This is a genomic window from Ectothiorhodospiraceae bacterium BW-2 (assembly GCA_008375315.1).
Classification (GTDB): Bacteria; Pseudomonadota; Gammaproteobacteria; order Thiohalomonadales; family Thiohalomonadaceae; genus BW-2.
Genome location: CP032507.1, coordinates 2617639 through 2637963 on the forward strand (window position 1 = coordinate 2617639; position 20325 = coordinate 2637963).

At 54.2% G+C, this 20325-nt stretch carries 17 protein-coding genes; 11 read left to right on the plus strand and 6 right to left on the minus strand.

The genetic code is table 11. The features are described from left to right. The first annotated feature begins 71 nt into the window (after positions 1-71). The 3 genes from D5085_12585 (at position 72) to D5085_12595 (ending at position 3429) form a co-directional block, all read left to right on the plus strand. Positions 72-1193 carry a hypothetical protein gene (locus D5085_12585; GenBank protein QEP43881.1) on the plus strand — a complete coding sequence of 374 codons (1122 nt, stop codon included), beginning with the start codon at positions 72-74 and terminating at the stop codon, positions 1191-1193. A 241-nt stretch (positions 1194-1434) separates the two neighbouring features. Next, a complete protein-coding gene (locus D5085_12590) occupies positions 1435-3015 on the plus strand; it encodes an aromatic hydrocarbon degradation protein (protein QEP43882.1) in 1581 nt (526 codons plus the stop codon). A 162-nt stretch (positions 3016-3177) separates the two neighbouring features. Next, on the plus strand, positions 3178-3429 hold the full coding sequence (locus D5085_12595; protein QEP43883.1) for a hypothetical protein: 252 nt from the start codon (positions 3178-3180) through the stop codon (positions 3427-3429). A gap of 19 nt (positions 3430-3448) precedes the next feature. Here the strand turns inward: D5085_12595 and D5085_12600 are convergent, their stop codons facing one another. Together D5085_12600 and D5085_12605 are read right to left on the minus strand one after the other, a co-directional pair. Then, positions 3449-4366 (minus strand): carbohydrate kinase, encoded by a 918-nt coding sequence (locus D5085_12600; protein ID QEP43884.1) that lies wholly within the window; start codon positions 4364-4366, stop codon positions 3449-3451. Then, positions 4366-5145: an ATP-binding protein gene (locus tag D5085_12605; GenBank protein ID QEP43885.1), complete on the minus strand. Its 780-nt coding sequence runs from the start codon at positions 5143-5145 to the stop codon at positions 4366-4368. Before D5085_12605 ends, D5085_12600 begins: the two co-directional genes overlap by 1 nt. 110 nt (positions 5146-5255) lie before the next feature. Here D5085_12605 and D5085_12610 point away from each other — a divergent pair, with 110 nt between their 5' ends. From D5085_12610 to D5085_12620, 3 genes are read left to right on the plus strand one after another with little or no spacing between them, the layout of a single operon-like run. Beyond that, a complete protein-coding gene (locus D5085_12610) occupies positions 5256-6164 on the plus strand; it encodes a MoxR family ATPase (GenBank protein ID QEP43886.1) in 909 nt (302 codons plus the stop codon). An 8-nt stretch (positions 6165-6172) separates the two neighbouring features. Beyond that, positions 6173-7141, plus strand: a complete 969-nt coding sequence (locus D5085_12615) for a DUF58 domain-containing protein (GenBank protein ID QEP43887.1) — start codon at positions 6173-6175, stop codon at positions 7139-7141. Next, complete coding sequence (locus D5085_12620) at positions 7138-9162, plus strand: DUF3488 domain-containing protein (GenBank protein ID QEP43888.1); 2025 nt, start codon at positions 7138-7140, stop codon at positions 9160-9162. Before D5085_12615 ends, D5085_12620 begins: the two co-directional genes overlap by 4 nt. Positions 9163-9167: 5 nt before the next feature. Here the strand turns inward: D5085_12620 and D5085_12625 are convergent, their stop codons facing one another. The 3 genes from D5085_12625 to D5085_12635 all read right to left on the minus strand — a co-directional run bounded on the left by D5085_12625 (position 9168) and on the right by D5085_12635 (position 12138). Continuing rightward, positions 9168-9869, minus strand: coding sequence for a uracil-DNA glycosylase (locus D5085_12625; GenBank protein ID QEP43889.1), 702 nt, complete (start codon positions 9867-9869; stop codon positions 9168-9170). Positions 9870-9877: 8 nt separating this feature from the next. Further along, positions 9878-11428, minus strand: a complete 1551-nt coding sequence (locus D5085_12630) for a 2-isopropylmalate synthase (protein QEP43890.1) — start codon at positions 11426-11428, stop codon at positions 9878-9880. Between the two features lie 212 nt (positions 11429-11640). Further along, positions 11641-12138 carry a TIGR00645 family protein gene (locus D5085_12635; GenBank protein QEP43891.1) on the minus strand — a complete coding sequence of 166 codons (498 nt, stop codon included), beginning with the start codon at positions 12136-12138 and terminating at the stop codon, positions 11641-11643. A 300-nt stretch (positions 12139-12438) separates the two neighbouring features. On the opposite strand from D5085_12635, the gene D5085_12640 reads away from it, so the two are divergent. The 3 genes from D5085_12640 to greA are packed head-to-tail and all read left to right on the plus strand — an operon-like array spanning position 12439 to position 17276. Further along, positions 12439-13572 (plus strand): carbamoyl-phosphate synthase small subunit, encoded by a 1134-nt coding sequence (locus D5085_12640; protein QEP43892.1) that lies wholly within the window; start codon positions 12439-12441, stop codon positions 13570-13572. A 1-nt stretch (position 13573) separates the two neighbouring features. Further along, complete coding sequence (locus D5085_12645) at positions 13574-16807, plus strand: carbamoyl-phosphate synthase large subunit (protein ID QEP43893.1); 3234 nt, start codon at positions 13574-13576, stop codon at positions 16805-16807. Further along, positions 16800-17276 (plus strand): transcription elongation factor GreA, encoded by a 477-nt coding sequence (gene greA, locus D5085_12650; protein ID QEP43894.1) that lies wholly within the window; start codon positions 16800-16802, stop codon positions 17274-17276. The genes D5085_12645 and greA overlap by 8 nt, the downstream gene beginning before the upstream one ends. Positions 17277-17284: 8 nt before the next feature. Here the strand turns inward: greA and D5085_12655 are convergent, their stop codons facing one another. Next, positions 17285-17578 carry a YhbY family RNA-binding protein gene (locus D5085_12655; GenBank protein QEP43895.1) on the minus strand — a complete coding sequence of 98 codons (294 nt, stop codon included), beginning with the start codon at positions 17576-17578 and terminating at the stop codon, positions 17285-17287. A 62-nt stretch (positions 17579-17640) separates the two neighbouring features. On the opposite strand from D5085_12655, the gene rlmE reads away from it, so the two are divergent. Together rlmE and ftsH are read left to right on the plus strand one after the other, a co-directional pair. Beyond that, positions 17641-18264: a 23S rRNA (uridine(2552)-2'-O)-methyltransferase RlmE gene (rlmE, locus tag D5085_12660; protein ID QEP43896.1), complete on the plus strand. Its 624-nt coding sequence runs from the start codon at positions 17641-17643 to the stop codon at positions 18262-18264. A 70-nt stretch (positions 18265-18334) separates the two neighbouring features. Continuing rightward, positions 18335-20275, plus strand: coding sequence for an ATP-dependent zinc metalloprotease FtsH (gene ftsH, locus D5085_12665; protein ID QEP43897.1), 1941 nt, complete (start codon positions 18335-18337; stop codon positions 20273-20275). Positions 20276-20325 lie beyond the last annotated feature (50 nt).

The window sequence follows — 20325 nt, forward strand, 5'->3', positions numbered from 1 at the left end:
TTAATTAATTAATTGACGATTGAAAATTTTCACCTTTAAGTTTGATTCTCAATTCTAGGAGACTGGAAGATATGAAAAAAAATCTGATTGCTGCAGCAGTTGCTGGCGTATTGGCGGTTCCTTTCGCGGTTCAGGCCGGTTCACATGGCGGCGGCCCTAAGGTCGATGTCGGCGCTGATGCGCAGATGTTCTATCTATATAATGACAACACGACTGCTGACACGACTACCGACGAGTGGCAGAGCCGTGTACGGGTTAAATTCACCGCGACTGATGGCAAAAACGCTATGGCTGCTGCTCGTATCCGTATGCGTGACTACCATGGTGACAAGGCGAAGGATGGTGGTCCTGGTAAGAGCACCAACGATTCGTTCTATGTCGATTACGCTTATCTACAGCTAAATGTCGATGACATGTTTAAGCTGAAAGCGGGTGACTGGGATCGTAACTGGGGTCATAAGCTCTACCTCTATGACAAGGGTGCTCATGGTGCCTCTATCCTCAAAGATATCGGCCCAATTAAACTGAGTCTGCACTATGTCATGATCGAAGAGGATACCGGTAGCGTTGATGCCGATGCGAGCGATGATGATACTTTCAAAGTGGTTCTCTCTGGAACTTTTGATGGTAAGCATGGGGCTCGCCTTGATATGTACACCGATAATGGTGCGGTAGCAGGGGAAGAAGATAGCTACATGGAGTTCGATGCCTTCACAACAATCGGTGTAGGTGGTTGGACACTAGCGGCGGAAGCTGCAATGAAGGAGGCTAAAAAAGTCGGTGCTGACGATCAGACCGCTCTGATGCTGGCTGCTATCGGTAAAGTTGGTCCTGCTGATCTGACCGCGATGTATGCTATGTCTATGGATGGATTCCAGACTGATGACGATATGCTGCCTCTGCCCTTCACCGGTGCTCATGATGGTACTATCTTCGAAGGCTTAGGTCGTCTGACAACCAAAGACTCTAGTATCTTCGCTTTGGTACCTAGTTTTGGAATAACGCCAACCATGACCCTAACCGGCGGTCTGGCTATGGTCTCTCATGATGATGATGTTGACGGTATTCAGGTCTATACCGCTAGCCTAAATAAAGCGTTGACCAAGAAGTCCTCGCTGACTTTCGATGTGGCTCAATTTGATGGTGATGTCGAATTTACCGGATTTGCTGTTTTTGCTGACACCAAGTTCTAAATCGACTCTCTAATCGATTGTTAAAAAGGCACCTACGGGTGCCTTTTTTTTATTAGCTAATAGACTATTTCGGTTCCCTGCTTCAATTTCCTCTTGTCAATTCACCCTCATCTAGGGCATCATGCGACTCGCAGATTGACTTATTTAATATAAGTCAATCATTATATTATAATTTTTTATAAATGCCGGTTTCAAAGTCAAACCGGTCAATAGGACAGATAAATGTTAACGAGGAGATTCAATGAAACAGAATAAAATTGCCGTTGCTGTCGCGCTGACTTTAGCATCATCTTCTAGCTATGCCACTAACGGGATGTCGATGGAGGCGTTTGGTCCCATTTCGGCCGGCTTAGGGGGGACGGCACAGGCCTATAATAATGGCCTCGGCGGGATGATGAATAATCCTGCGACTATGGGGATGGGGGCAGAGGAGGGGAACAAAATTCAGTTTGCGCTCAGTGCGTTGCAACCCGATGTGAGCTCTAAAGCCGAGATGGGTGGGATGACTTTTGAAACGGCTTCAAGCGGTGATCGCTACCTTATGCCCGCCTTTGGCTATGCCCGTAAACAGTCGAATGGTCTCTTAATGGGCGTTGGCGTTATTCCTCAGGGGGGGATGGGGACTGAATATGGCGTTGCAACTTTACCGACCGATCTGTTTGCCGGCGGCATGGATATGGATGCGGATGGGCCTATGGGACCCGATACAGCGGGACAAACTATGTTAAGTGGTCAGCCGATTCGTTCTGAGTTAGGTGTGGGTCGCGCTATTTTACCCATTGGCTATCAGGTCAATAACCGTCTTAATATCGCCGCCTCGCTCGACTATATGTGGGTCGGCATGGATCTACAGATGGATATGGATGGTCAAACCTTTCAAAATATGGCCTACAATCCGCAGACAGGTGCTCGCACTGGCCTAGTTACCGGAACTATGATGGATGGGCTCGAAGGGGCCTTAAATCCACAATCGGGCTCCCCCATGGCAGGCATGATGACCGATGTTAACTACGCCCGCTTCGACTTCTCCAATAGTGACGACTACACCGGTCAGGCCACAGCCGATGGTTTTGCCGCCAAACTGGGGATGACCTACCGCATCTCTAATCAACTGAGTATTGGTGCCTCTTACCACACTAAATCCTCCCTAAGCGATATGACCGGTAGCGGCACCATGACCATGGGGGTTGATATGATGGGGCCAAACCCGGAGACGGGTGCAATGGTGGCGATGGAGAATCAAACCGTGCCGGTTAAAGGAACGGTCACTGTAGAAGATTTCCAGTGGCCGGCCAGCATGGCACTCGGGGTTGCGTTTCATGCCAACGAAAAATGGATGTTCACTGGTGATATTAAGATCATTCAGTGGGAGGATGTGATGGACGCCTTTAGAGTCGGCTTTACCGCTAATCAGGTGCAAAGTGATAACCCAATGGATCCGGCTAACGGCTTTGGTGGTGCTAGCATTAAGGTCATCATGCCACAAGATTGGGATGATCAGGTGGTCACTATGCTAGGTGCTCAATATAAGCCCAAGCCGGAGCTAGCCCTACGAGGCGGGATAAGTCTCTCCAGTAACCCGATTCCCGATGAGACCATGAATCCCCTCTTCCCAGCCATTGTAGAGAACCACTTTAGTCTGGGTGTCGGTTACGCCTTTAATAGTAGCAGCCTAATTGATGCGGCGGTCACCTTTGCACCCGAGGTAGAGCAGACTAACTCAATGAATGGCGTTACCACCAGCCACAGCCAAACCAACTTGCAGCTAATGTACACCTACCGCTGGGGGGTTAAAACGCAACAGTTGACCGATAATTACTAAGCCCCCCCCTTTTTTGGAGCAAAATAGGCTATACTAAAGATTAACAGAAGACTCCTCTACTCCGACTCTCTCCTGCTGAGAGGGGGGGATAAGGAGGGGGAGTAACCGGCTACAGAGGTAGCCATGTTTCGGCATAAAACACGACACTGGGAGTAAACTCAAATGCCTATCGATGCACTACAATCCGTCAATTTTGCCTCCTTCCGTGCGGGTGGAGAGGTGGTTAATCAACAAGCGGTCAACACCTTAGCAAGCCAAGATCGGCGTGCAGACCAGCAGCGGGTGCTACAGTCAGATGAGAGTCGTCGTAGCGCGGCTGACGAACGCCAACCTAATGGTGGTGAGCGCAGTGGTCAAGGGGTTGTACCGACCAGCGGTGGAGGGTTAGGGCAGATTATCGATCTCATGGCCTAGCGCGGCTACTCCTCTTCCTCTATTTAGCTGGTTGAGCCGACCAGCGCTGTAGTAGCGCTTGGTAGGCTTGACGATCAGCCATGGTTGCTCCCTGCTGTCCTACAATCAGTGAGGCAAACTCCTGCCCCCGCTGGAGCGTCAGCTCCAGCGGCCACTTCTCTATCAACCCCATAATGGCGACCGAGGCAAAGGCATCGCCTGCGCCAACAGCATCGATCACCTCAACCTCTGTGGCGGTGACACTTACCTCCTCACCCTGAGCCGTTAGTGCCTGCGCCCCAGCGGCACCGAGGGTGACAATCACCCCCTGAAGCTGAAAATAGTCTAAAAAGGCTTTAGCAGCGTGGAGCGGTTTAGCGTGTCGTAATGGACTGAGCAGCTTTAACTCATCTTCATTCAACTTTACCCAGTCGGAGTGGTGCAGTAGCGTCTCGGCCAGACTCTGATCCCACCACGGCTCGCGTACATTAATATCGACAAAACGGCAGACGGGATCTTTGTGGGTCAGGTAGAGCAGCGACTGCAACGAGCGGTTACTGCGTAGCGCCAGCGTGCCGTGGTAGAGCAGGGTATGGGTGTAGCTGTTAGCTGGCAGTCGGGGCGGTTCGATAAAGTCCCACGCCGCAGGATGGACAATCTCATAACTCGGTTCGCTGCGAGTGATAGTGACATCGACTCGACCGGTCGGATAGCGATTATCGCGCTGTAGATAGCGGCTCTCCATGCCCCAATCCTGCATCGCCTCAATAATCAGCGTGCCGTTATCATCACTGCCAACCCGACTGACAAACAGCGGTAACATGCCAAAGGCGTGCAGATGCCACGCGACATTAAACGGCGCTCCCCCTAGTACCTGACTCCCATCTTCAAAACAGTCGAGTAGAACTTCACCAAATAGGAGTGGCTGTAGCTGCCCTGTGTCCCTCTTTCTAACCATCATGACTCTCCTCGGCTATTAAAAAACTGTTGTGCAGTGCGGCCGCTGCGGCTACCTCGTTCTAACGCATAGCGCAGCGCCTCGGCATGGAGCAGGTGGCGATCGCCTCGATAGTCATTAAAGTAGTGATCTATGAGCGCCAGATAGTGATCTTGGCTATTTGGATGGAACGAGAGCTGCAATCCGAAACGATCAGAGAGCGAGATCTTCTCCTCGGTAGCATCGCCTAAGTGGAGCTCGCCCCCGACCACCTCAGCGGCCAGATTCTCTGCCATCGATTCGGGGAGTAAGTGGCGGCGATTAGAGGTGGCGTAGAGGCGAACGTTGTCGGCCGGTAGCTCAATCGACCCCTCCAGCACACTTTTGAGTGCCCGAAACGAGAGCTCCCCCTGCTCAAAGGAGAGATCATCACAAAAGATGATAAAGCGCTGGCGTAGATCGCGAATCTCATCGACCACCTGCGGCAGATGGATTAAATCGTCGCGCTCGAACTGAATCAGCCGTAGCCCGCGCAGGGCGTAGCGGTTGAGTAGTGCTTTAATGAGCGACGACTTGCCGCTACCGCGACTACCCCACAACAGCGCATTATTGGCCGGTTTAGCGGCTAAAAAGCGTTCGGTATTGGCCACTAGCGCCCTCTTTTGGCGCTCAATACCGATGAGTTGATCGAGCTGAACCGGATCGATATGGCTAACCGGATGGAGATAGCCCCCCCGGCCTCGACGCCATACGGCGGCACGATAGGTATCCCAGTTCACTGGGTTCTGTGGTTGATCCATTGGCTGACCTGTTAATTGCCCTTGCATATTTGTGACCGAATGGTTGTCTTTTTCGTCAATAGTGTGCAAGTATAACCCGAAACTGAATTTAACTCACGACAGAGGATGCGATGAAGCAGAAACTGCAACAGGTTACAGCACAGCTAAACCGCCTGATTTTAGGCAAGCCGGCACAAATTCGTCTGGCGATTACCTGTCTGTTAGCGCGAGGACACCTTTTAATTGAAGATCTGCCAGGGGTCGGTAAAACCACCCTGTCACACGCGTTAGCGCAGGTGATGGGGCTGGAGTTTAACCGCATTCAGTTTACCGCTGATCTACTCCCGACCGATATTTTAGGCGCATCGATCTATGAGCGTCAGAGCGAGCGCTTTAGTTTCCATCAGGGGCCAATCTTTACCCAAGTGGTGCTAGCTGATGAGATTAATCGCGCCTCGCCGAAGTGTCAAAGTGCGCTGTTAGAGGCGATGGAGGAGCGGCAAGTCTCTATTGAGGGGCAGACCTACCCGCTACCGGAGCCCTTTTTTGTGATCGCGACCCAAAACCCGACCGAACAGCTCGGCACCTATCCACTACCCGAATCGCAACTAGATCGTTTTTTAATGGTGTTATCGCTCGGTTACCCTGATCGTGAGGCGGAGTTAGGGCTGCTCTTAGGCGAGGATCGGCGGCAGTTAATGGCCACCTTAGGGGAGGCGATGAGCCATCGGGATCTATTAACGCTACAGCAGCAGGTGGGGGAGGTGAAGGTGAGCGACGCGCTGGCCGACTATGTGCTAGCGCTAGTGCGCTTTAGTCGTGAGGGGCAGCGCTATCGGATGGGGCTCTCCCCTAGAGCGGGATTGGCGCTGTTGCACGCCGCTCGCGCTTGGGCGCTGCTCGATGGTCGAGCTTTTGTTCGCCCCGACGATGTGCAGGCGGTTTTGCCGGCCGTTGTCTCACATCGACTCCAGCTACAGCAGCGGCAGGAGGGGGTCGGTTCGGTGGTGGAGCCGCTACTGCAGGTGCCGCTGCCCTGATTAAAAGCATGCTCCATCCGCTGCAGAGCTGGCGCGACTTTTTGCAGCGACTAAGGCTGCGTGAGCGGCCGCAGCCCTCGCCGGTAGTGCTGTCGATGCGGCGGATCTTTATTCTGCCTAGCCGTAGCGGAATTATCTTTGCCCTAACGCTGCTCGCGATGCTTATCGGGGCGATGAACTACAATAACAGTCTCGGCTTTGCGCTCACTTTTTTGCTGTTTGGGATGGGGTTAATGGCGATTTTGCATACCTTTCGCAATCTAGTGGCGTTGACGGTGAGCGCCGCCCCGACGCATGAGGCGATCTTTGCCGGTGAGTTGGCTAGCTTTACGATCCAAATCGACAACTTAGCGCCGCTAGCGCGGTATGCGCTGGAGCTGGAGGGGGAGCAGGGGGGGATTGAGCGCGGTATCGATATCGCCCCTCATGGGACGACTATGTTGGAGCTAAAACAGCCCTGTTTGCAGCGAGGGGAGTGGTTACTACAGCGCTTTACCCTCAGAACGCTGTTTCCCTTGGGGTTGGTTCGCGCCTGGTCGCCGCTGGCGCTCAATGCAAAGGTCGTGGTCTATCCTAAACCGGTGGCAGCGGGGCCGCTACCTGAACCGGTTGAGCAGGCGGGGAGTGGTAGCGGTATCAGTCGCCAGCGGGGGAGCGATGAGTTTTACCAAATTCGCAGCTACCAGCCGGGCGATTCGCTGCGCCATATCCACTGGAAGGCGCTAGCTAAGGGGCAGTCGGTACAGACACGCCAGTATGGGGGGAGTGTCGGGCAGTCGGAGCTGATATTGAGTTGGCAGCTTTTGGGCAGCTATCGCACTGAGGAGCGACTGTCGCGCCTCTGCGACTGGTGCTTGCAGGCTGAGGCGAGGGGGGATCGTTATGGTCTGGAGCTGCCGCATCAAGCGATTGCCCCCGATAGTGGTCAGCGCCACCTGCAGCGCTGTCTGACTGCCTTGGCGCTTGCACCGGCATGATTAAATTCATGCGTCGAAAAATGGCACCAGAGGCGGCGATTCCATTGCCCTTTTGGGGTCGCATGGGGCTACTACTGGCGCTGATTTTGGTGATTTTGCCCCATACGCTGCGCCTGCCGTGGGCGGTTACCCTCTTTAGTGGCGCCATTATCGCTTGGCGGTTGCTAAAGGAGTATCGCGGCTGGCCGCTGCCACCGCCGCTACTGCGCATCGGCTTGACGCTACTGGCAGTGGTTTTGGTCGTACAGCAGTTTCACTCGCTCATTGGGCGGCTGCCGGGGGCTGCACTGCTGATTATTATGTTGTCGCTGAAGCTGATGGAGCTGCGTTCGCTGCGTGATGCGATTGTGATTATCGCCATTAGCTACTTTTTGGTGGTGGTTGGGTTTTTATTCGATCAGTCGATGTTGGTCGGCGGCTATCTATTTGCAGTCGTGTTTGCGCTCACGCTGGCGCTACTGCTGCTCAACCATCCGGCGGCGAGTCGTGAACATCTGCTAATTCATGGACGAGGTGCCGCTAAGCTACTGCTACAGGCGCTGCCGATCATGGTGCTGCTGTTTCTACTCTTTCCGCGCTTGAATGCCCCGCTGTGGAGCCTGCCCGATGATAGGGGGGTGGCCCAAACCGGTTTAAGCGACTTTATGGAGTTAGGCAATATTACCGAACTGGTGGATGATAACAGTATCGCCTTTCGGGTCGATTTTGAGCCGGGGCAGCGTGTGAATGCCGCCGAACTCTACTGGCGGGTAATGGTGCTGTGGCAGAGTGATGGCTCTCGTTGGCAGCAGCTCGATGGTTGGTTGCTACAGCAGGCGCTCAATAGCGAGGCGAGGCTTCAGCCACAGCGCCAGACGGTGAGTTATACCCTAACGCTACAGCCGCACCAGCAGCAGTGGTTACCGCTGCTAGATCGACCGACCACACTGCCTGAGCTGGAGCAGCCGCTACAGATTCGGGGTGATTTTCAGCTACAGCTACAAAAACCGTTAACTAAAACCGTCCGTTATCGTGCCACTGCGGTGACCGACTATCGTGATTTGGCGCTACCCGAGTGGGCTTGGCGTGCTGGATTACAGCTACCAGAAGAGGCTCACCCCCGCACGCAAGAGCTGGTAGCGCAGTGGCAGCAGCAGGGGCTAACTGAGGCGGCGCTGGTGGAGCAGGCGTTAACCTACTTTCGCGAGCAGCCGTTTTGGTATAGCCGTCGCCCCACGCCACTGACGGAGGATCGGATCGATCAATTTCTGTTTGAGACCCAAAACGGCTTTTGTGAACACTATGCCGCTGCCTTTGTCACCCTAATGCGGCTAGCCGACATTCCGGCACGAGTCGTGACCGGATATCAGGGGGGAGAGTTGAATCCGATGGGGAACTACTTAATGGTACGGCAGGCCGATGCCCACGCTTGGGCTGAGGTGTGGTTGGAGGAGTCGGGCTGGATTCGAGTCGATCCGACGGCGGTGATTCCATCGGAGCGGATCGAGTATCAGGGTGATAATATGCGTTTTGACAGCGTCGAACCGAAGCCTACACGAACAGTCGATATCGATTGGTTGGTCAGCGGTTGGCGGCTGGTGCGTAATAGCTTCGATCTGGTGAACCATAGTTGGAACCGTTGGGTGGTGGGGTTTAATCAGCAGCGACAGCGGGAGTTGTTGCAGCAGCTCGGCTTAGCAGCGTGGTCACTGCAGCGAGTGATGCTAACGACGCTGGTGCTGCTGGCGCTGGTCGTCGGGTGGATGGCGCTGCTGCTGCTGTGGCGTCGTCGCCGTATCGCCCCAGCTGTGCGGCAGTGGCAGCGATTAACCCGTGCGACACAGCGTTATGGGATCACCCCTTTAGCCGGTGAAACCCCTACCCGTTTCGCCCTTCGCCTTCAGCAGCGCTGGCCAGCTCTGAGTGGAGATATTGGTGCCGTGGTTGAGGCGTATGAGCAGTGTCGCTATAACCCCGACTCTCCACCAGAGCGCTACTTAGAACTCGTAGCGGCGGTGAGTCGGTTTAAGTCGCGGCTTTAGAGCCATTACCAGTAGTGTCGCATTAGTAGCTGTAGATCATCCCAACTTTTACGCTTCTCTAGCGGAGCTCTGAGCAGATAGGCGGGGTGGTAGGTGACAATCACTGGGGTCTGGCTCGCTTGATGCCTATGGAGTTGACCCCGTAATGTGCCGAGGGTGGCGTCGGTCTGAAGCAGGGTGTGGGCGGCAAAACGGCCAACGGCTAGAATCACTTTCGGCGCTATGAGTTCGATTTGGCGTAGCAAAAAGGGGTAACAGTGGTGTAGCTCCTCTGGGGTTGGATTGCGGTTGCCCGGAGGGCGACATTTGAGGGTGTTGGCGATATAGATCTCGCTGCGTTCAAAACCGATAGCGTAGAGCATCGCGTTTAAGAGCTGCCCTGCCTTGCCGACAAAGGGCTCCCCCTGCCTATCCTCATCCACACCGGGCGCCTCGCCGATAATTAGCAGTTTGCTGCTACGATTCCCTGTGCCAAATACCGTTTGGGTACGCTGTTGCGATAGCTCCTGACAGCGTTGACAACCGCTTACCTGCTGCTCTAGTTGCTCCCATGTCGTTGCGGGGAGAGGGGGGGGGGGAGGGCTCCTCTGTCGCTGTGGTTCTGGTTCTGGTTCTGGCTTGATCGGCGCTGTGTTAGCTGCGTTACGCTCTACCCAGACTGGGATCTGCAGCGCCTTTAAGTAGGCGTAACGCTGGGAGTCAACCATAACGCGCTTTAGAGGGGGGCACCCTGTGCCTTAACCCGATCTTGTGGCGCGATAATCTTATTGAGTGCATTAATATAGGCCTTGGCCGAGGCGACAACGATGTCGGTATCGGCCCCTTGGCCATTCACAATCCGCCCTGCTTTCTCTAGGCGAATCGTCACCTCCCCTTGTGAATCGGTACCGCTGGTGATAGCGTTGACTGAGTAGAGCTGTAGTTCGGTATCGCTATGCACTTCGCTCTCAATCGCTTTCAGAGCGGCATCGACTGGGCCACTGCCGTCCGCCTCACAGCGACACTCACGGCCATCGCAGCTAAGGGTGAGCTTAGCGTGTGGTTTTTCACCGGTTTCGGAGCAGACATGGAGCGATACTAGTTTAATCTGCTCAATTTGCGTGGCGCTATCGGTCGCGGTCTCACTCGCTAGGGCGTGCAGATCTTCATCAAAAATATCGTGCTTCTTATCGGCTAAATCTTTAAAGCGGCTAAAGGCGTGGTTTAAGGCCTCCTCTGAATCAAATACCACCCCTAACTCGGCCATGCGGCTTTTGAAGGCATTTCGCCCCGAGTGTTTACCTAATACCATACGGTTAGCGCTCCAGCCGACATCTTCAGCGCGCATAATTTCGTAGGTTTCGCGATGTTTTAACACCCCATCTTGGTGAATACCCGACTCATGGGCAAAGGCGTTGATACCGACAATGGCCTTATTCGGTTGTACGGCAAAGCCGGTAATATTAGAGACTAGCTTTGAGGTCGGAACGATATGCTGTGTATCGATATCGGTACGGCAAGGGAAGAGATCTTTGCGGGTGCGCACCGCCATCACGATCTCCTCTAAGGAGGCGTTACCGGCTCGCTCGCCTAAACCATTAATAGTGCACTCCACCTGTCGGGCGCCATGAATGACCGCTGAGAGGGAGTTAGCGACCGCTAGACCGAGATCGTTGTGGCAGTGGACTGAAAATATCGCTCTATCTGAGTTAGGGATGCGCTGGCGCAGTTGGGCAATCATCGAACCAAACTGCTCTGGCATATTGTAGCCGACCGTATCGGGGACATTGAGGGTGGAGGCACCGGCCTCAATAGCCGCCTCAAAGATACGGCAGAGGAAGTCGATATCGGAGCGGCCGGCATCTTCGGCCGAAAATTCGACATCATCGGTATATTGTCTAGCGTGTTTAATGGCGCGTACCGCCTGCTCTACCACCTGATCAGGATTAAGACGCAATTTGCGCTCCATGTGGATGGGGGAGGTGGCGATAAAAGTATGGATGCGGGGGGCATTACACCCCTTTAACGCCTCACCGGCGCGATCGATATCCCTCTCTAGTGCTCGGGCGAGGCCGCAGACGCGCGATTCAGTAATGTGTTGGGCAACAGCTTGCACCGACTCAAAGTCACCTACCGAAGCGACAGGGAAGCCGGCTTCGATAATATCGACCCGCATCCGTTCGAGTGCTTTGGCGATACGAATCTTTTCGTCTTTAGTCATTGAGGCACCAGGGCTCTGTTCGCCATCGCGCAAGGTGGTATCAAAAATGTAGAGTTTATCGCTCATTTAGAGGCTCCAAAAATAGGGTTGGCAGTAGGTAGTCAAAAAGGTAGCGGTGTTTGTGGCCACACCTAGGCACAGAAGCTTCTCTGCCCCTTAGGGCAGTCGTAGTGATAGAGCGATAGTTAGAGGATAGCGGTACATCATAGGCGAAATATAGCGTGAATCGTTCTGAAAACCAACCCTTCATGGCGCTTTTTCCCAGCCGAGAGCAGGGCTTAGTGGGGATGATTTTTATTCATTCGGTCAACATAGGCCATGCCCATCGCTGAGAGGACAAAGGTTGTATGGATAATCACATACCACATCAGCTTATCGTTGGGGATATGGTTGGCGTTCATAAAGGCCTTTAGCAGATGGATGGAGGAGATAGCCACGATGGAGGCCGCCACCTTCTGCTTTAATGAGCCGGCATCTAGCGTACCGAGCCAAGAGAGCTTCTCCTCACCCTCTTTGATATCGATTCGGGAGACGAAGTTCTCATAACCGCTAAACATCACCATCACCAACAGACCACCGACCAGCGCTAAATCGATAAGGGTGAGTACTTTAAGTAGCAGATCCGCCTCAGGCAGCGAGAAGAGTACCGGAAAGATATAGATTAGCTCCTGAAAAAATTTGAGCGCCAGAGCGATCAAGGTTAGACTCAGACCGAGATAGATGGGGGCTAGTAGCCAGCGGCTCGTGTAGAGAGCCGATTCGATAAAACGCTCCACGGCAGATATTCTCCTTAAAAAAACAGTCGGTTAAATGTTTGGCGATCACCAATGGCGGCCATTTTAGCAAATTTGCCTGTCGATAGGCAGTGGAGAGGGCGGTCAAGGGGGGGGAGGAGAGCAATTAACAGATAATTATCGATTGGATGTTAAGAGTCAACGCCCCTAATGGACACTCGCGCCGCCATCCAGTAGAATTGCCCCGCTCTGGCAGAGTACAGGGCGTAGAGTAACTAATATTTTTGCAAAGCGGGCCAAAACGGGTGTCCGTTTTCTGTGTCTGACTGCGGGAGGTGAGTTTTGGGTCCATCGGCTCTGTTGGCGCTTGAAGAGGGGACGCTTTTTTGGGGACAATCAATAGGAGCCCAAGGCGAGACCAGAGGCGAGGTGGTGTTTAATACCGCGATGACCGGATATCAGGAGATTCTCTCTGATCCCTCTTATGCGCGGCAGATCGTAACCTTAACCTATCCCCATATCGGCAATGTCGGCGTGAACCCCGAGGATGATGAGGCGGGGGCAGTCCACTGTGCCGGTCTGGTGATTCGCGATCTGCCGCTGCTGTTTAGTAACTGGCGTGGTAAGGAGAGTCTGGAGGGGTATCTTCAGCGCTGTGGAGTGGTGGCGATTGCCGATATCGATACCCGTCGTTTAACCCGAATTTTACGCCAAAAGGGGGCACAACGGGGGGTGATTATCACCGGTGAGTCGATCGATAGTGACGCTGCGGTAGCGGCAGCGAGAGCCTGTCCTAGTCTGCAAGGGCTCGATCTGGCCAAAGAGGTCACCACGGCTGAGCGCTACACTTGGCAGGAGGGGGGGTGGCGTTTGGCAGCAGGACATCCGTTGCGTGAGCGCGACACGCTGCCCTACCATGTCGTGGCCTACGATTTTGGCATTAAACGCAATATCATGCGCATGCTGGTTGATCGCGGCTGTTATTTAACGGTCGTGCCGGCGACGACGCCCGCGAGTGAGGTACTAGCGCTCAAGCCCGATGGGGTGTTTCTCTCCAATGGGCCGGGCGACCCCGAACCGTGCGACTATGCGATTGATGCGATTGGGGAGTTGACCCGTTCTGGAGTACCGCTCTTTGGGATATGCCTAGGGCACCAGTTACTGTCGCTAGCGAGTGGCGCTAAAACGGTCAAAATGAAGTTTGGCCACCACGGCGCGAACCATCCGGTACAGGATGTCGATAGTGGTGTGGTGATGATTACTTCACAAAATCACGGTTTTGCGGTGGATGAAGCGACACTACCGGAACATCTGCGGGCGACCCATCGTTCGCTGTTCGATGGATCGTTACAGGGGGTGCATCGCACCGACTGCCCAGCGTTCAGTTTTCAGGGCCACCCCGAAGCGAGTCCCGGTCCCCACGATGTTGCACCACTGTTTGACCACTTTATTGAGCTTATCGAATCGAGCCGCTAGTATGCCAAAAAGAACAGATATTGAATCGATTTTAATCATAGGTGCCGGCCCGATCGTAATCGGTCAGGCGTGTGAATTTGACTACTCCGGTGCGCAAGCGTGTAAAGCGCTAAGAGAGGAGGGGTATCGGGTGGTGCTGGTTAACTCCAATCCAGCGACGATTATGACCGACCCAGAGATGGCCGATGCGACCTACATTGAGCCGATTAACTGGCGGACAGTGGCCAAAATTATCGAGCAGGAGCGCCCCAACGCACTCTTGCCGACGATGGGGGGGCAGACGGCGCTAAACTGCGCTCTCGATCTGGCTCGTGAAGGGGTGCTGGATCAATTTAGTGTCGAGATGATTGGTGCTAAGCGCGAGGCGATCGATAAGGCGGAAGATAGGGATCAATTTCGGCGGGCGATGAGCAAAATTGGTCTCGATATGCCCGCCTCAGCGATTGCCCATAGTCTGGAAGAGGCGCTGCAGGTTCAGGTGCAGATAGGTTTTCCGGCGATTATTCGCCCCTCATTTACCATGGGCGGTAGCGGTGGCGGCATCGCCTACAATAAAGAGGAGTTTATCGAAATATGCACTCGCGGACTCGATCTCTCACCGACGAGTGAGCTGTTAATCGAAGAGTCGGTTATCGGCTGGAAAGAGTATGAGATGGAGGTAGTGCGGGATCGCAAAGATAACTGCATCATTATCTGCTCAATTGAGAATATCGATCCGATGGGGGTACACACCGGCGACTCGATTACTGTGGCACCGGCGCAGACCCTGACCGACAAGGAGTATCAGATTATGCGCAACGCCTCAATCGCGGTGCTGCGTGAGATCGGGGTCGATACGGGGGGCTCTAATGTCCAGTTTGCGATTAATCCTGAAGATGGGCGGATGATTATTATCGAGATGAATCCGCGCGTCTCCCGCTCATCGGCGCTCGCCTCTAAAGCGACCGGTTTTCCGATTGCCAAAGTGGCGGCGAAGCTAGCTGTCGGCTATACCCTCGATGAGCTGCAAAATGAGATTACCGCAGGAGCGATGCCGGCCTCATTTGAGCCGGCTATCGACTATGTGGTCACTAAAATCCCCCGCTTTACCTTTGAGAAGTTCCCCCAAGCAGAGGCGATACTAACCACGCAGATGAAATCGGTCGGCGAGGTGATGGCGATAGGACGCACCCAGCAGGAGTCGCTACAAAAGGCGCTGCGAGGGCTAGAGACCGGCCTAGATGGCTTTAATGAGCTGGTCGATTTAAGTGATGAGCACCTTGATGAGCAGCTACGCCACAACCTGCGCCTACCGACTCCGGAGCGGATTTTATATATCGCCGACGCCTTTCGGGTCGGCTTTGCGCTGGAGGAGGTGCAAAATTTAACCAAAATCGACCTCTGGTTCTTAGTTCAAATCGAAGAGCTAGTCGAGCTAGAGCAGCAGCTACGAGATATCGGTGCTAGCGCTCTGGATGAGCCCTTTTTACGCCGACTAAAACGCAAAGGCTTCTCAGATCGCCGCTTAGCGCACCTACTCGGAATGCGTGAGGGGGAGCTGAGAAAGATTCGTCACCAGTTCGGAGTGCGGCCAGTCTATAAACGGGTCGATACCTGCGCGGCGGAGTTTTCCACCTCAACGGCCTATATGTACTCTACCTATGAGGAGGAGTGCGAAGCCGAGCCGACGCAACGCGACAAAATTATGGTGTTAGGCGGCGGGCCGAACCGTATCGGTCAGGGGATTGAGTTCGACTACTGCTGTGTCCACGCGGCGATGGCGATGCGTGAAGATGGTTATGAGACGATCATGGTTAACTGCAACCCTGAGACGGTCTCGACCGACTATGACACCTCCGATAGACTCTATTTCGAACCGTTAACCCTGGAGGATGTGCTGGAGATTGTCGATCTGGAGCGGCCGAAGGGGGTCGTGGTACAGTATGGCGGTCAGACACCCTTGAAGCTAGCGCGTGATCTCGAAGCGGCTGGGGCGCCGATTATCGGCACCAGCCCCGATTCTATCGATCTGGCCGAAGATCGGGAGCGGTTTCAGAAGATGATCGATAAATTACAGCTCCATCAGCCCCCTAATCGAACCGCACGCAACCCCGATGATGCCGTCCGTTTAGCACAAGATATCGGTTACCCCTTAGTCGTTCGCCCCTCCTATGTGTTGGGCGGTCGGGCGATGGAGATCGTCTTCAACGAGGCCGAGCTACGCACCTATATGCGTGATGCGGTCAAGGTCTCTAACGAGAGCCCGGTGCTGCTAGACCGTTTTCTCGATGATGCGGTTGAGGTTGATGTCGATGCGATCTGCGATAGTGAAGGGAGTGTCGTCATTGGCGGCATTATGGAGCATATTGAGCAGGCGGGGATCCACTCGGGCGATTCGGCCTGCTCGCTACCCCCCTTTGATTTAAGTCAGTCGATTCAACAGGAGCTGCGGCGGCAGGTGGCAGAGATGGCGCGCGAGCTGAAGGTAGTGGGATTAATGAATACCCAGTTTGCCATTCAAGGCGAAAAGGTGTTTGTACTGGAGGTTAATCCCCGCGCCTCTCGCACAGTCCCTTTCGTCTCTAAAGCGACCGGTCGGCCGCTGGCCAAAATTGCCGCCCGCTGTATGGTTGGCGTGACCTTGGAGGCGCAGGGAATTTATGGCGAGGTGATACCCGCATACTACTCGGTGAAAGAGTCGGTATTTCCGTTTGCCAAATTCCCCGGCGTCGATCCGATTTTAGGGCCAGAGATGAAATCGACCGGCGAGGTGATGGGCGTTGCCCGCAGCTTTGGCGAGGCCTACTTCAAATCGCAGCTCGCCGCTGGGGTAGTGCTACCGCCGTCGGGCCGCGCCTTTATTAGCGTGCGCGATAGCGATAAAACCCTAGCGGTACAGGCGGCAAGAGAGCTCACTGAGCTAGGATTTACGATTTGTGCGACCCGTGGGACTGCCCGAGCGATTCAGGTGGCCGGCATCAAATGTGTTCGAGTCAATAAGGTTACCGAAGATCGTCCCCATATTGTCGATATGATTAAAAACGATGAAATTCGATTTATTATTAACACAACCGAAGAGAAACAGGCGATAGCCGACTCGGCCCAAATTCGTAAAGAGGCGCTACAGCACAAGGTGACCTATACCACGACACTGTCGGGTGCTTTAGCGATGTTACAGGCGATGCGCAGTCGCTCGGCACGAGGCGATGAGGTCAACCGTCTGCAGGTTTTACATAGGGAGTTAGTCAATGGATAAGGTACCGATGACCCTGAAAGGGGCGGAGAAGTTGCGTGAAGAGCTACAGGATCTAAAATCTGTTCAGCGGCCGCGAGTTATTCGAGCGATTGCCGAGGCGCGTGAACACGGCGATCTGAAAGAGAACGCCGAGTACCACGCCGCTAGAGAGCAACAGGGGTTTATTGAGGGGCGCATTCAGGAGATTGAAGCGAAGCTCTCTACCGCCCAAATTATCGATCCGACCAGTTTGAGGGCCAACGGCAAAATCGTCTTTGGGGCGACGGTAGAGCTACTTGAGGTCGAGAGCGATAGCGAAGTGACCTACCAAATTGTCGGGGATGATGAGGCCGATATTAAAGAGCACAAAATCTCCATCTCCTCCCCCATTGCTCGGGCGCTACTCGGTAAAGAGGTCGATGATGTCGCCGAGGTGAAGGCCCCCGGCGGCGTGCGGGAGTACGAGGTGATCGCGATTCGCTATGAGTAGCCGGAGCGTTAGGCTGGTACGGTTAGTTTCGGTTCCTTGGCGCGGCGGTAGAGCAGAGCGGTCTTGCCAATGAACTGCACCGACTCACAGCTAAGGCGTTGGCAGAGGGTGGTTAACATCTGCTCTCGCTCATCACGATCATCACTCATGAGTTTAATTTTCAGCAGCTCATGGTGCTCTAGCGCTTGATCCAGCTCCGCCAGCAGCGCGTCAGAGAGCCCCTTCGCCCCCGTCTGCATTATGGGTTTAAGGGCGTGGCCGAGGCCACGAAGATGACGCAGTTGCGATTTTGATAGCGACATAGTGCAAACAATCCATTTGGTTAATAACGAGACGACTGTAACGGTTACCCCCCCAAAATACAATGGCAAAACGGAGTAAAACTAGTCGTCAGTGGCTGAAAGAGCACTTTGACGATCCCTTTGTACAGCGAGCCCAACACCAGGGGTATCGCTCTCGCGCTAGCTATAAACTGCTAGAGATCGATGAGCGGGATCGGCTACTTCGTCGCGGGATGAGTGTTATCGACTTAGGAGCCGCCCCCGGGGGGTGGTCGCAGGTGGTGGCGAATCGATTAGGGGGGAGTGGTCGAGTGGTCGCTCTCGATCTGCTAGAGATGGCACCGATCCCCGAAGTAGTCGCGATTCAGGGCGATTTTCGTGAACCGGAGCCCTATCAACAGCTACTGCAACATATTACGCTAGGGGAGGTCGATTTAGTCTTGTCAGATATGGCCCCTAACAGCAGCGGTCAAAAGGCGGTGGATCAGCCACGGGCTCTCTATCTCGCCGAACTGACGCTGCAACTAGCGACCGAGGTGCTGCGACCTGGGGGGGATATGGTAGTCAAGATTTTTCATGGCGAGGGGAGTGACGACTATCTGCGCCAGTGTCGGCAGCAGTTTAAACGGGTCTATACCCGCAAACCGGAGGCCTCTCGTAGCCGTTCGCGAGAGAACTATCTGCTAGCAAGAGGTTTTTGTGGATGATTTTCGTCAAATTGTCCCTATTCTGGTATCATCGTGTTTGGATTGTAGCTAAAATTGAGAGGGGCTTAAATTGAGCGACATTGTAAAAAATATCCTGTTATGGATGGTTATCGCCGTAGTCTTGATGTCGGTGTTCAATAACTTTGGACCGCAACAGCCAGCAAGCCTGCAGCTAGAGTACTCCCGTTTTCTTGATGATGTTAAGCAAGGCAAAGTGCAGCGGGTGATTATTGAAGGGAACTACATTTATGGTTACTACGATAATAATGAGCGTTTTTCTACCTATGGGCCGGATGATCCGGGCCTTATCGCCGATCTACTTAACAATGGTGTGGTGATCGATGCGAAAGCCCCGGAGAAACAGGGACTGCTAACCCAAATCTTTATCTCTTGGTTCCCGATGCTGCTGCTTATCGGGGTCTGGATCTTCTTTATGCGTCAGATGCAGGGCGGAGCCGGTGGCCGAGGGGCGATGTCGTTCGGGAAATCGAAGGCGCGGATGTTAAGCGAAGATCAGGTCAAGGTGACCTTTAACGATGTCGCTGGGGTGGAAGAGGCGAAGGATGAGGTCTCTGAATTGGTCGAATTTCTGCGTGATCCGAGCAAATTTCAGAAGCTCGGTGGCAAAATTCCCCGCGGCGTACTCATGGTCGGCTCCCCCGGTACCGGTAAAACCTTGCTTGCAAAAGCGATTGCCGGCGAGGCGAAGGTGCCCTTTTTTACCATCTCCGGCTCCGATTTTGTGGAGATGTTTGTCGGCGTAGGTGCCTCACGGGTACGAGATATGTTCGAACAGGCCAAAAAGCACGCCCCCTGCATTATCTTTATCGATGAAATCGACGCAGTCGGTCGCCATCGTGGCGCCGGTCTCGGGGGGGGGCACGACGAACGGGAGCAGACCTTAAACCAGCTACTGGTTGAGATGGATGGGTTTGAGGGGAATGAGGGAGTTATCGTTATCGCAGCGACTAACCGCCCCGATGTTCTCGATCCGGCCCTGCTGCGCCCTGGCCGTTTCGACCGTCAGGTGGTGGTACCGCTGCCCGATCTGCGTGGACGGGAGCAGATTTTGAGCGTCCACATGCGCAAAGTGCCGCTCAATGATGATGTTGAAGCCTCAATTATTGCCCGAGGTACCCCCGGCTTCTCTGGGGCCGATCTAGCTAATCTGGTCAATGAAGCGGCGCTATTTGCCGCCCGTTCTGACCAGAAGACGGTGCGGATGGACCATTTTGAGCGAGCTAAAGATAAGATCATGATGGGGGCTGAACGCCGATCGATGGTGATGTCTGAGAAGGAGAAGCGGCTCACCGCCTACCATGAGGCAGGACACGCCATTGTTGGCCGCATGGTGCCCGAACACGATCCGGTGCACAAGGTGACCATTATTCCTCGCGGTCGTGCTCTCGGCGTGACTCTGTTCCTGCCCGAAGAGGATCGTTACAGCCACACGAAACAGCGGCTGGAGAGCCAAATTTCGAGCCTCTTTGGGGGGCGGTTGGCTGAGGAGCTGGTTTTCGGTAGCGATCAGGTCACGACCGGCGCCTCTAACGATATTGAGCGGGCGACTGAACTCGCACGCAACATGGTGACTAAGTGGGGGCTCTCGGCCAAGCTCGGCCCGTTAATGTACACCGAAGAGGAGGGAGAGGTCTTTTTAGGGCGCTCGGTCACTCGCCATAAACATGTCTCTGACGAGACGGCGCATATTATCGATGAGGAGATTCGTCGCGTTATCGATACCAACTTTGACCGTGCTAAGCAGATTTTGACCGATCATATAGAGCAGCTACATCTCATGGCTGGGGCGTTGATGAAGTACGAAACTATCGATGCGAAGCAGATTGACGACATTATGGCCGGTAGAGAGCCGCGCCCCCCCGAAGATTGGGATGATCGTCAAGGTACCCCGACCCCAAAAGATGAGGATGAATCGGCGTCAAAAAGGGCACCTAAGGGCAAGGGCAAGGACGACGCTGGCACCCTCGGTGGCACCGCCGAACAGCACTAAACAGAGAGTGCAGCGGCTTAATAACGGCGGGGAGTTCGATCCCTTCCGGC